This is a genomic window from Brevundimonas mediterranea (assembly GCF_011064825.1).
Classification (GTDB): Bacteria; Pseudomonadota; Alphaproteobacteria; order Caulobacterales; family Caulobacteraceae; genus Brevundimonas; species Brevundimonas mediterranea_A.
This window is the reverse complement of record NZ_CP048751.1, coordinates 2,317,539-2,330,352: the sequence shown is the minus strand read 5'-3', so window position 1 is coordinate 2,330,352 and position 12,814 is coordinate 2,317,539. Positions and strand designations below refer to the sequence as shown.

Here is a 12,814-nt window from a genome sequence, read left to right as displayed (position 1 = left end):
CTCACAACCCGTCCAGCGTCTTGTCCCAGTCCTTCGCGGACATGACCTTGCCGCAGCAGTCGATGACCATATCGACCCCGGTGCGGATGCGTCGGGCGCTTTCCGTCTCGGCGACCGGCTCCATCCCGGCCGCCTTCAGCTGGTCCTCCAGGGCGGCGACCCGACGGTCCAGCGCCGCGCGCCGGTGCAGCTGGGCGTGCCGAAACTCCTGGTTCTTCTCACCCAGGGTCTGCTGCTGGGTCCAGTAGGCTTCTTTCAGCGCCAGATGGGTGTCGGCGGCGCCGGGGCGGATGGCCAATCGGTCGCTCGCCGCCAGAGGGTTCATCAGTATGTCGTACACCAGTTGCAGCGGCGCATTCTCGACCGTCATGGCCCCGTGCGCCGTCTCGCCCCGCGCCTCCAGCTTGCGATAGGTGGCGGCCAGCCCCGCCAGGGCGCGCGCCTCCAACAGCCGGCCGGCGCGCATGGCCCGGCCCGAGGCCTGGGCGGCGGCCTCGGCCAGGACGGCCGGGTCCCCGCCGGCCGCATCGTCGGATGATACGTCGAACAGGCTCGGCGGCGGGGGCGGCGGATCGACCGGCTCGGCCGGAGCGTGCAGATAGCGGGACCAGCCGTCGCGCGTGGCGCGGGCGCGCAGGGCGTGGGCGGTCACGTCATATTTGGCCGCGACCTCTTCGGCGCCCAGGCCGGCCAGATAGTCCTGGCGCACCTTGTCCCAGACTTCGGCGGGTTGAATCTTGTATTTGCGTCTTTCCATGCCGCCAGTATGGGCCATGGAGAAACCCTGGCTGGAAAGTCGGCGATATTCGGGGTTAAGCGCCTGAAATCACACAAGTCGATATGTCAGTTCAAACCCGCCAGCGCTCCTAATTCCTCTCCCTCCCCGTTCCGGGAAGGGGGGTCGAGCCGGAGGCGAGACCGGGTGGGAACGGCAGGGCTGGAAAGACCCTCTCCCGCTTGCGGGAGAGGTGGCCCGGCGTTCGGCGCAGCCGAACCAGGGTCGGAGAGGGAAGTCTTCTTAAAGAAGCAAAACTCCCCCCATCGTCAGGCGTGTCGCTACGCGCCACGACCTGACACTTCCCCCGCAAGCGGGGGAAGGTCTTTTAGTCCTCGTCCATCTTCAGGGCGGCGATGAAGGCTTCCTGCGGGATTTCGACCTTGCCGAACTGACGCATCTTCTTCTTGCCGGCCTTCTGCTTCTCCAGCAGCTTCTTCTTGCGCGTGGCGTCGCCGCCGTAGCATTTCGAGGTCACGTCCTTGCGGAGCGCGCGCACCGTTTCCCGCGCGATGATCTTGCCGCCGATGGCCGCCTGGATCGGGATGACGAACAGGTGGGGCGGGATCAGTTCCTTCATCTTCTCGACCATGCCCCGGCCGCGCGTCTCGGCGCGGGCGCGGTGGACCAGCATGGACAGGGCGTCCACCGGTTCGGCGTTGACCAGGATGTTCATCTTCACCAGGTCGCCGACCTTGTATTCGGTGATCTCGTAGTCGAACGAGGCGTAGCCCTTCGAGATCGACTTCAGACGGTCGTAGAAGTCGAACACCACCTCGTTCAGCGGCAGTTCGTAGACCACCATGGCGCGGGCGCCGACGTAGGACAGTTCGATCTGCTGGCCGCGGCGGTCCTGGCACAGTTTGATGACGCTGCCGAGGTATTCGTCGGGCGTCAGGATGGTGGCCTTGATCCAGGGCTCGGAAATGGTCTCGATCTGCATCACGTCGGGCAGGTCGGCCGGGTTGTGCAGGTCGATCTCGGAGCCGTCGCGAAGGCCGATCTTGTAGACCACCGACGGGGCGGTCGCGATCAGGTCAAGGTTGAACTCGCGGCTGAGCCGTTCCTGGATGATCTCGAGGTGCAGCAGGCCCAGGAAGCCGCAGCGGAAGCCGAAGCCCAGGGCGGCGCTGGATTCCATCTCGTAGGTGAATGACGCATCATTCAGCCGCAGCTTGCCGATGGCGGCGCGCAGATCCTCGAAATCAGCGGCGTCGACCGGGAACAGGCCGCAGAAGACCACCGACTGGACCTCCTTGAACCCCTTCAGCGGTTCGGCGGTCGGCTTCTTCTCGTCGGTGATGGTGTCGCCGACGGCGGCGTGGGCGACTTCCTTGATCTGGGCGGTGATGAAGCCGACCTCGCCGGGGCCGAGCTGGTCCACCGGGGTGTTCTTGGGCAGGAAGACGCCGACGCGGTCGATCAGGTGGGTCGAGCCGTTGCGCATCATCTTGACCCGCATGCCGGTCTTCAGCACGCCGTCGAAGACGCGGACCAGGACGACGACGCCCAGATAGGGGTCGTACCAGGCGTCGACCAGCATGGCCTTCAGCGGGGCGTCGGGGTCGCCCTTGGGGGCCGGGAGCTTGGTGACGATGGCCTCGAGGACGTCCTCGATGCCGATGCCGGACTTGGCGCTGCACAGCACGGCCTCGGAGGCGTCGATGCCGATGACGTCCTCGATCTGGGCGCGGACCCGCTCGGGCTCGGCGGCCGGCAGATCGACCTTGTTCAGGACGGGGACGATCTCGTGGTTGTTATCAATGGCCTGATAGACGTTCGCCAGCGTCTGCGCCTCGACTCCCTGCGACGCATCCACGACCAGCAGCGAGCCCTCGCACGCCGCCAGGCTGCGCGACACCTCATAGGCGAAGTCCACGTGCCCCGGCGTGTCCATCAGGTTCAGGACATAGTCCTGCCCGTCCTTGGCGCGGTAGTTCAGGCGCACCGTCTGCGCCTTGATCGTAATCCCCCGCTCCTTCTCGATATCCATATTGTCGAGCACCTGCTCGGACATCTCGCGCGCGGTCAGGCCGCCGGTGAACTGGATCAGTCGGTCGGACAGGGTGGATTTGCCGTGGTCGATGTGCGCGACCACGCTGAAGTTCCGAATGTTCGAGATAGGGGGAGTCGTCATCCGCGCGGCCCTATCACGCGTAGAGGTCCGGGACCAGCGGGCGCGGCGATCCGCGCCCGCTGGCCGTGCTAGATTAAGGCTTTGCAACAATATGTATCCGCGTTTGAGAACGGCTCGCGGACGCGGTATGGGTCGCGCCTCCCGATAACCGGCGCGAGCCGGGGCCTGCAACCGAGGAACTCCCCGTGTCCAAGACGACCCGAAACGCTCTCAACCTCGGCGCCATGGCCCTGTCGGCCTTCCTGCTGGCCAGTTGCGGCGGACATGGCGATGAGAAGACCGAGGAGAAGGCCGCCGGCGGCTCGCGCCAGACCGTCACCGCCGCCACCGTGACCCTGACCAATCTGCGCCGCACCGTCACCGCCTCGGGCAGCGTCTCGGCCTGGGAGGAAGTGCCGGTCGCGGCCGAGACCGGCGGCCTGACCGCCGTCGCCGTCTATGTGGATGAGGGCTCCTATGTCCGTCAGGGCCAGCCCCTGGTGCAGATGAACGACGTCCTGCTGCGCGCCCAGCTGCGCCAGCAGCAGGCCCAGGTGCAGTTGGGCGAGGCCAATGTGGCGCGCGACGACGCGGCGCTGGAGCGGGCGCAGCAGCTGAAGGCGCGCGGCTTCCTGTCTCAGGCCTCGCTGGACACCGCCCTGGCCAACCAGCGGGCGTCGAACGCCAATCTGGCCGCCGCCCGCGCCACCCTGGCCCAGACCCAGACCCATCTGGCCCAGGCCACCATCCGCGCCCCCGTCGCCGGCCTGATCATCAGCCGCAGCGTGACCAAGGGCCAGATCATCTCGGCCGGGACCGAACTGTTCCGCATGGTCCGCGACGGCCGGCTGGAGCTGGACGCCCAGGTGCCCGAGACCGAGCTGGCCCAGGTTCGCGCCGGCCAGTCGGCGACCGTGACCTCCAGCGAGGCGGGAACCACCGCGGGCACGGTCCGGATCGTCACGCCCGAGGTCAACGCCAGCACCCGCCTGGGCCTGGCCCGCATCTCGCTGTCGCCCGGCGCCCAGCTGCGGCCGGGCATGTTCGCCCGCGCCGACATCGACGTCGGCGACCAGCCGGCCACCACCGTACCCACCGGCGCGGTCCTGTATCGCGACAACAAGCCGGGGGTCTTCACCCTGGTCGCCGACGGCCGGGTTCACTTCCAGCCGGTCGTCATCCTGTCGCGGACCGACACCCAGACGGCCGTCACCGGCGTCAATGTCGGCGCCCAGGTCATCGTCAGCGGCGCGGGCTTCCTGAACGAGGGCGACCGCGTCAACGTCGCCCAGGCCCCCGGCGGCGCCCGTTCTGCTGTCCCCGCCGCCGCCGCCGCCCAGCCTGCGGCCAAGTAGGACCGACCCATGAACCAGATCTCGTCCTGGGCGATCAAGAACCCGATTCCGATCATCCTGCTGTTCCTGCTGCTGACCCTCGGCGGCGTGGTCGGCTTCATGGGGATGCGGATCAACTCCAACCCCGACATCGACTTCCCGCTGGTCAATGTCACCGCCGCCCGCCCCGGATCCGCCCCGGCGGAAATGGAGGTCCAGGTCACGCGGCTGATCGAGGACTCGCTGGCCGGCCTGTCGGGCGTGCGCCACATCACCTCGAACATCAGCGACGGCGTCTCGACGACGGTGATCGAGTTCGAACTGGGCACGGACACCGACCGGGCCACCAACGACGTGCGCAACGCCATGACCGGACTGCGCGCCAGCCTGCCCCAGGACATGCAGGAGCCGGGGGTCCAGCGCATCGACATCACCGGCGACGCCCTGATCACCTATGTGGTCCGCTCGCCGACCATGACGCCGGAACAGATCAGCTGGTTCATCGACAACGAGATGAGCCGCGCCCTGCTGGCCCTGGGCGGCGTGGGCCAGGTCAACCGCTCGGGCGGCGTGGACCGCGAAATGCGGGTCGAGCTGGATCCGCAGCGGCTGGCCGCCTACGGCGTCACGGCGGCCGAGGTCAGCCAGGCCCTGACCAACGTCAACAACAACCTGCCCGGCGGCCGCGTCACCATCGCCGGGTCCGAGCGCGCCGTCCGCACCCTGGGCGCCGCCACCTCGGTGGCGCAGTTGCGCGAGACCCTGGTGCCGCTGGGCGAGGGCAAGACCGTGCGCCTGGATAATCTGGGCACGGTCGAGGACAAGTGGAGCGAACCGCGCCGCCTGGCCCGCTACAACGGCCAGGAGGCCGTCACCTTCAACTTCCTGCGCTCGCGCACCGCGTCCGAGGTCAAGGTCGCCGAAAAGGTCCGCGAAGAGGTCAAGAAGATCGACGAGGCCCATCCCGAGCTGACCATCAGCCAGGTCACGGCCAGCGTCGAAGAGATCGAAGAGAGCTATCTGGCCTCGCTGGAGGCCCTGCTGCTGGGCGCCGTCCTGGCCGTCATCATCGTCTTCATCTTCCTGCGCGACTGGCGCGCCACCCTGATCGCGGCGACGGCCATGCCGATGTCGCTGATCCCGACCTTCGCCATCCTGGGCCCGCTGGACCAGTCGCTGAACGTCGTCACCCTGCTGGCCCTGTCCCTGACCATCGGCATTCTGGTCGACGACGCCATCGTGGAGATCGAGAACATCGTCCGCCACATGCGCGACGGCAAACCGCCCTATGACGCCTCGCTGGAGGCGGCGGACGAGATCGGTCTGGCGGTCGTGGCCACCACCGCCACCATCATCGCCGTCTTCGCGCCGGTCGGCTTCATGCCCGGCATCATCGGCCAGTTCTTCAAGGCCTTCGCGCTTGCGGCCTGTGTCTCCGTGGCCTTCTCGCTGCTGGTGGCGCGGACCCTGACGCCGTTGATGGCGGCCTTCATCCTGAAACACTCCCACCACGAGGATCGCGACCCGTTCTGGATGGGCGGCTATCTGAAGGCCCTGCACTGGTGCCTGGGCAACCGCTGGAAGGTCTTCATCATCGGCATCCTGTTCCTGGTCGGGTCGATCGCGACCTCGATCGTGGCCAAGATGTCGTTCGAGTTCATGTCGCCCGGCGACACGGCGCGCGCGGCCTTCCAGGTGGAACTGCCGCCGGGTTCGACCCTGCGCCAGACCGACGCCGTGGTGCAGCAGATCACCCGCAAGCTGGAGGCCCGCCCCGAGGTCACCTCGGTCTATGCCGCCGTCGGCGGCCAGGACGTGACCCAGGCCAATATCTACGCCGACATGGTGCCCAAGGGCGACCGCGAGCTGAGCCAGCAGGCCTTCGCGCGGGTCATGGTCGACGAGATGAAACAGATCCCCGGCGCCCGCATCCGCGCCGGCATCAGCCAGCAGGGCGGCGGCCCCGGCGACGGCACCACCTACACCTTCTCGATCCTGAGCGACGATCCCGTCGCCCTGAACGCCGCGGCGCGCAAGGTGGAGGAAGAAATGCGCGGCGTGTCGGGTCTGGCCAATGTCGTCAACTCGGCCGCCATCGCGCGTCCCGAAATCCTGGTCACGCCGCGTCCGGACGAGGCCGCCCTGGCGGGCGTGTCGGCCGGCGCCATCTCCCAGGCGGTGCGGGTCGCCACCATCGGCGACGTCGATCAGAACCTGCCCAAATATAACCTGGGCGACCGCCAGATCCCGATCCGGCTGCAGCTGACCGAAGCGGCGCGCGAGGACCTGAGCGTGCTGGAGAACCTGCGTGTGCCGGCGACGGGCGGGGCTTCGGTGCCGCTGAGCGCCGTCGCCGACATCCAGTTCGGCGCCGGTCCGGCCACCGTCACCCGTCAGGACCGGTCGCGTATCGCCTCGATCAGCGCCGAACTGGACGGCATCACCACCGGCGCGGCGAGCGTGGCGGTCAACCGCCTGGCCTCGGTCCAGAAGCTGCCCGCCGGCGTGCGCCAGGTGCCGGCCGGCGACGAGGAGTTCATCCAGGAGATGCTGACCGGCTTCGGCATCGCCTTCGCCTCGGGCATTCTGCTGATGTATGCGGTGCTGACCCTGCTGTTCAAAAGCTTCGCCTATCCGATCACCATCATGGCGGCCCTGCCCCTGGCCATCGGCGGCGCCTTCATCGCCCTGGCCATCGGCGGCGCCAACTTCTCCATGTCGGCCCTGATCGGGGTGCTGATGCTGATGGGGATCGCGGCCAAGAACTCCATCCTGCTGGTCGACTATGTCATCATGGCCGAGAAGGACGGGATGCCGCGCCGTGAGGCCATCATGGACGCCGCGCACAAGCGCGCCCGCCCCATCCTGATGACCACCTTCGCCATGGGCGCGGGCATGGTGCCGATCGCCATGGGCATCGGGGCCGACGTCCAGTTCCGCTCGCCGATGGCCATCGCCGTGCTGGGGGGACTGATCTCCTCGACCTTCCTGTCCCTGCTCTACATCCCCGCCATCTTCACCATCGTCGATGACGTGGCCCAGTGGGCGCGGCGCATCCTGCGCCGCTCGACGGCGGGACAGCGGGAACTGGCGAAACCGCGGCAGGCGCCGTTGGTGGAGTAGCGGCTTCCGCTCACCGCACCTCCGTCACCCCCGCCTCCGTCACCACCTCCGTCACCCTCGGGCTTGTCCCGAGGGCCCACGGCGGCTTCAGATGCGGACTTGAGATGCATCTACGGCCTCGCCCCCTCACACGTGGGCGAGGCGGAAAAGTGGGCCCTCGGGACAAGCCCGAGGGTGACGGCTTTAAAAAGGGCTTAAGCGGCAAGTTTCCCGCGTTGATCCGGACCGGAACAGACTGAGCGGAACGTGTAGCCCCTCTACCAATTCCTCGAAAATTCTTGCGCTACGAATCCGATGCCGTCGGGCGAATAGGCGCCCCGGCCCCTCTGGCTCGTCCACGGCATGATCTTCTCGACCTGCCCGATGTCGAGCGGTTCGTCGGTGACCTGCACCGTGCATCGCCCCCAGGTCAGACTGGGGAATTGCTTCGGCAAATCCTCGGGCAGGAGGATCAATCCGCTGCCCGGGACACTAGGCGTCCGGAACAGAGCGAGGATCGGTAGTTCGTCCAGCGCGAGGACGATGGGCGCCGTACCGACGAGCGCCCGCGCCTGGGCGGGGCTGACGACGTTCTGCCGCTCGCCCGCCGACAGGGCTTCATAGTCGCTCTGGGTCACGACCCGTTTACCGAGGCGGCCCAGCACCACACCGTAGGCCGTCCACGGGCCATAGGAACGCCGACGATGGCCATCCACGATCACATAGCCCTCGAGCATGGCGAACAGATAGGCGCCGCCCGGGAGCGCCAGCGGCGTGGCGTCGCCTTGCCAGGACGACTGACCGGCGCCGTCCGAGGGGAACCAACCGGGGTCGTTGAAATACTTGAACTGACGGATCGAACTGCCACGGATCGGCCGACCGTCGATCAGAACCTCCAGCGTTAGACGGAAACGCGATCCCAGCTGATTGCCCGACGGGGGCCTGTCCTGATCGAGGCAGCCTGCCAGGCTTCCGCCCAGACCGGCCAGCACCGCCCGGCGCGGCAATCCCGTTGATGGACCGGTTCGACCTTCGCCCTGGTCGGATTTCGCCCTCATCGAACCCGCTCCAGGCCACGCGAGCTCGCATAAGGCGGTGCAGATCTGGTCACGACTTCAGGCCTCCCAAGGACCGCAGACAACTCCCGTTAGAGAGCCAACAAACCTCTACGATCGTATGAAAGGCCCAAGAAAAAGGGCCGACCGGTTTCCCGGTCGGCCCTTCGTCGTTCCCCCCTTTGAGCCTTACGGCCCGGGCGGCTGGACGATCAGTATTTGACCTTCAGCGTCACGCCCCAGGTGCGCGGGGCGCCCAGGTAGGCGTTGTAGGTCGCCGTGTCGGTGGCGATATTATAGTAGGTGCCGTTCGCCTGGGGCGTGGTGGTGTTGGTGAAGGCCGTGCCCTGCAGCGGAGCGGCGAAGCCGACCTGGGTGTATTCTTCCTGCAGCAGGTTCTGGCCCCAGACGTCGATGGTCCAGCGTTCGTCTTCCGACCCGATGGTGATGCGGCCGTTGACGACGGTGAAGGCCTCCTGGTCCTTGTAAGGCAGCAGGTCCGAACCGGTGTTGTAGTCGGTCGAATATTTAGCCGACAGGTTGAAGCCGCCGCGCAGGCCGCCGCCCAGCGAGCGGTCGAAGGCCAGGGCGCCGGTCAGCGACCATTCCGGAGCGAACGAGGCGCGGGCGCCCGGCAGCAGGGACAGGGCGGGGAAGCGCGCCGGGTTCGACAGGTCGGCGGCGGTGAAGTCGTTGTACTTGGCGTCCGTATAGGTGACGCCGCCCTGGAACATCAGGCCCTCGACCGGGGTGAACCAGACCATGTCGGCGTCGACGCCGCGCGAGGTCAGTTCCGGGATGGATTCCACCACGAAGGCGGTGCCCAGGAAGGTGTTGAGCTGGAAGTTCTCGAACTTCTGATCGAAGTAGGTGAGGTTCAGCAGCATCGAGCGGTTGAACAGGGTCGTCTTCACCCCCAGCTCGTAGCTGTCCACCGTCTCGGCGTCGAAGAACAGCGAGGCGTCCGGCGTCACCCCCGTCTGCACCCGGTCCATGTTGTAGCCCGCGCCCTTGTAGCCCCGCGCATAGGAGGCGTAGGCCATGACGGCGTCGTTGAACCGGTAGGAGCCCTTGAACGTGCCGCTGATGTCGGTGTCGCTGAACTTCTCCTGGATCCGGCGATTGTCATAGAGCGGGTTCGACCAGGGCAGGCACAGCAGGCCCACAGCCGCGGCCGGGGTCCCCACATTGACGGTGCCGGGGATGGCCGACGGCGCGCGGTTGGCCGGATTCTGGTTCGCCAGGGCGCCGCCGCAGGCCGCGCCATTGCTTCCCAGATTGTCCTGAACCCCCAGCAGACGCTTGCTGTCATAGGTGTAGCGCAGGCCCAGGTTCAGGTCGAAGGCCTCGGTCACCCGCCAGGTGTTGTTGGTGAACAGGGCCACCGATTCCGACCGCTGGGAATAGTGGTCCTCATAGGCCTTGCCCGCCGCGAAGGTCGGGGCGGCGGCGCTGGGCGCCACGGCGCCGACGACGCAGAGCGGGGTGTTCGGCGCGGCGGCGGTGACCAGGAAGCCCTGCGGATTGGTGAAACAGCCCAGGCGGCTGGGGCTCGGTCCCCCCACGGCGGCCGGCAGGGTCGCCGTCAGCAGGAAGGAGGCGAAGCCGTTGTAGTCCGCGCCGTAGGAATAGGAGTCGTCGCGATAGACGCCTTCCTTGGTGGCGAACAGGCCGACCAGCCAGTCGAACTTGTCCGTCGCGCCGGCCAGACGGAATTCCTGGGTCAGGTTGTCGACGCCGTAGCCGTTGGACCCGTCATTCTCGCGGTGAAGGATGTCGGCGCCCGTATAGTCCAGGTCCATCCCCTGCTGGAACGACCAGTCGCGCCACGAGGTCTGCGACGTCAGGGTGGCGTTCAGGCTGGGCAGGTCGATGGTGGCTTCCGCCGACAGGCCCATGTCCTCGATCTCTTGAGGCGTCTCGCGGTTCGAATAGGCGGTGCGGCTGAAGGGCACCGTGCCGAAGCCGGCGACGGGCGGCCGCTGGCCGGGGCCGTTCGGCGCGGCCAGGGCGGCGATGAAGGCCTGGGTCGGGCCGACGCGGGTCTGAACCGCCGAGCAGCAGAATTCGTCGCGCTTGGTGTAGTCGGCGATCAGGCGGATCGACACCTCGTCGCTGGGCAGGATCAGCAGCTGGCCGCGACCGGTCCAGTAGTCCTGGGTGTTGTCCTCGGTCAGGGTGCGCGGGCCGTCGCCGACGTTGACGTCATAGAAGCCGTCGCGCTCGCGGTGCGCCACGAAGATGCGGCCGGCGATGATGTCGCTGAGCGGGCCGGTCGCCGAGACCGAGCCGCCCATGGCGCCGTAGTTGCCGGCGGTCAGTTCGGCCGAAACCGACGGGTCGAACGACGGGCGTTCGGTGATGATGTTGATGACCCCGGCCGAGGTGTTCTTGCCGAACAGGGTGCCCTGCGGCCCCTTCAGCACCTCGATGCGGCTCAGTTCGCCCAGGTCGCCGAAGCCGACCGAGTTGCGCGAGCGATAGACGCCGTCGATCACGACGCCGACCGAGGATTCCAGACCGGGGTTGTCGCCGACGGTGCCGGCGCCGCGGATACGGACCGTGGTCGAGGCTTCCGACTGGGTCGAGGTGACGGTCATGCCCGGCGTCAGGATCTGCAGATCCTTGATGTCCTGCACCCCGGCGCCGTCCAGCACTTCCTGCGACAGGGTCGTGACCACGATCGGCACGTCCTGCAGGCTCTGTTCGCGCTTCTGGGCGGTGACGATGATGTCGTCCACGCTGGCGGGCGCCTCCTGGGCGGCGGCGATCCCAGCGAAGCCGAACACGGCGGCGCCGACGACGGCGGCGGACACGGTGGTCCGGAGATAGCGGTTAGTGTGGCGCATGAAAGCGTCCTCCCGGCTCTGAAGCCCGGTCACGCGGAGCGAGACCGCAGCGTTTCCTAGTTCCCAATCGACGCGCCTCTGCGTGGAGACGCGTTCAGTACCGCAGAGGCTAAGCCCGCTTGGGCGTGAGCTACAAGCGAGCGTTGTTACCCGCGACGATTTTTCGCCGCAGTTCGACCTTCCTGTGACAAGGAAGAGACAGAAAACGCTTACGCTAGGTCAGTTTTTGCACCGCAGTCGCGGCTTTCGCGGCGAAATCGGGGGCTATTCGCCCCTGACCTTCGACCGGGTCCGGCCCGCCAGACCCAGAACGACAGCCGCCGCCACGGCCGACAGGATCGAGCCGCCGATGACGCCCAGCTTGACCTCGACCTGTTCGGGCGAATCGACCGCGCCGGGGAATGCCAGGACGCCGATGAACAGGCTCATGGTGAAGCCCACGCCGCACAGCAGCGACACCCCATAGACCTGCAGCCAGGTGGCGTCGGTCGGCCGGGCACCGATCCTCAGGGCCGAGGCCAGCCAGGCCATGCCCAGCACGCCGATCTGCTTGCCGAAGAACAGGCCCAGGGCGATGGCGACGACCAGGGGCGCGAGGGCCTGATCCATCGTCAGACCGGCGAAGGACACTCCCGCCTTGGCGAAGGCGAACAGCGGCAGGACCAGGAAGGCGTTCCACGGATGCAGGTCGTGCATCGCCTCCTTCAGCGGGCTCTGGTGATCCTCCTTGCGCGCCGCGATCGGCACGATCATGGCGAAGGCCACGGCGGTCAGAGAGGTGCTCAGCCCCGACAGGACCGTCAGATACCAGACCGCCGCAAAGCCCAGCACCCAGAAGGGCGTCGGGATCCGGATCCGGTGCGCCACCAGGCCGCCCACGGCGATCAGGCCCAGGGCCCAGAACAGCGGCGCCCAGTTGGCCCCCTCGCTGAACAGGACCGCGATCAGGGCGATGGCCCCCAGGTCGTCGACGATGGCCAGGGTCAGCAGGAAGACCCGCAGCGACGACGGCAGGCCCTTGCCGACGAAGCCGAAGATGGCCAGGGCGAAGGCGATGTCGGTGGCCAGCGGAATGGGCCAGCCCGCATGGGGCGCCCCCATCGTCGCCGACAGCAGCAGATAGACGGCGGCCGGCCCGGCCATGCCGCCCAGGGCCGCCAGCACCGGCGTCGCCAGCTTGCGCGGGTCGCTCAGCTCCCCGCGCACGATCTCGTATTTGATCTCCAGCCCCACGACGAGGAAGAAGATCGCCATCAGGCCTTCCTTGATCCAGTCGGAGATCGATTCCTCCAGCCGGATCGGACCGATCTGAAGCACATGATAGCTCTTCAGCCAGGTGAAATAGTCCGCCGACCAGGGCGAGTTGGCCACCAGCACCGCCGCGATGGCCGCCAGGGCCAGGGCCGAGCCGGACGCGGCCTCGGTCTTGAGGAAGTCGAGAGTCAGTTTGCGCGCCACGGCGGCCTCCGATCGAAAGGATGAGCTGTCGTGACGCCAGGTTATCGACGGGCGTCGGACCGGGTTCGCCGCTTCATCGTGTGAAGACGGCGCCAGCCTGGCCGCAAGCGCAGCCTGATGTCTGC

Annotated in this window: 7 protein-coding genes; 2 read left to right on the top strand and 5 right to left on the bottom strand. The window is 67.5% G+C overall.

Annotation, left to right across the window (positions count from 1 at the left end):
• Position 1: 1 nt before the first annotated feature.
• On the bottom strand, positions 2 to 775 hold the full coding sequence (locus GYM46_RS11455; RefSeq protein WP_156796458.1) for a hypothetical protein: 774 nt from the start codon (positions 773 to 775) through the stop codon (positions 2 to 4).
• A gap of 328 nt (positions 776 to 1,103) precedes the next feature.
• Positions 1,104 to 2,912 carry a translation elongation factor 4 gene (lepA, locus tag GYM46_RS11450; protein ID WP_040349737.1) on the bottom strand — a complete coding sequence of 603 codons (1,809 nt, stop codon included), beginning with the start codon at positions 2,910 to 2,912 and terminating at the stop codon, positions 1,104 to 1,106.
• Positions 2,913 to 3,097: 185 nt separating this feature from the next.
• On the opposite strand from lepA, the gene GYM46_RS11445 reads away from it, so the two are divergent.
• Together GYM46_RS11445 and GYM46_RS11440 are read left to right on the top strand one after the other, a co-directional pair.
• Complete coding sequence (locus GYM46_RS11445; RefSeq protein WP_008260095.1) at positions 3,098 to 4,246, top strand: efflux RND transporter periplasmic adaptor subunit; 1,149 nt, start codon at positions 3,098 to 3,100, stop codon at positions 4,244 to 4,246.
• A gap of 9 nt (positions 4,247 to 4,255) precedes the next feature.
• Positions 4,256 to 7,348 carry an efflux RND transporter permease subunit gene (locus GYM46_RS11440; RefSeq protein ID WP_008258646.1) on the top strand — a complete coding sequence of 1,031 codons (3,093 nt, stop codon included), beginning with the start codon at positions 4,256 to 4,258 and terminating at the stop codon, positions 7,346 to 7,348.
• Between the two features lie 257 nt (positions 7,349 to 7,605).
• Here GYM46_RS11440 and GYM46_RS11435 read toward each other — a convergent pair whose 3' ends face one another.
• The 3 genes from GYM46_RS11435 to nhaA all read right to left on the bottom strand — a co-directional run bounded on the left by GYM46_RS11435 (position 7,606) and on the right by nhaA (position 12,689).
• Positions 7,606 to 8,385 (bottom strand): hypothetical protein, encoded by a 780-nt coding sequence (locus GYM46_RS11435; RefSeq protein WP_008259880.1) that lies wholly within the window; start codon positions 8,383 to 8,385, stop codon positions 7,606 to 7,608.
• A gap of 209 nt (positions 8,386 to 8,594) precedes the next feature.
• The gene (locus GYM46_RS11430; protein WP_040349739.1) at positions 8,595 to 11,231 is read right to left on the bottom strand and encodes a TonB-dependent receptor; all 2,637 of its coding nucleotides are present in this window, start codon (positions 11,229 to 11,231) and stop codon (positions 8,595 to 8,597) included.
• Between the two features lie 264 nt (positions 11,232 to 11,495).
• Positions 11,496 to 12,689 (bottom strand): Na+/H+ antiporter NhaA, encoded by a 1,194-nt coding sequence (nhaA, locus tag GYM46_RS11425; protein ID WP_008260132.1) that lies wholly within the window; start codon positions 12,687 to 12,689, stop codon positions 11,496 to 11,498.
• Positions 12,690 to 12,814: the final 125 nt, after the last annotated feature.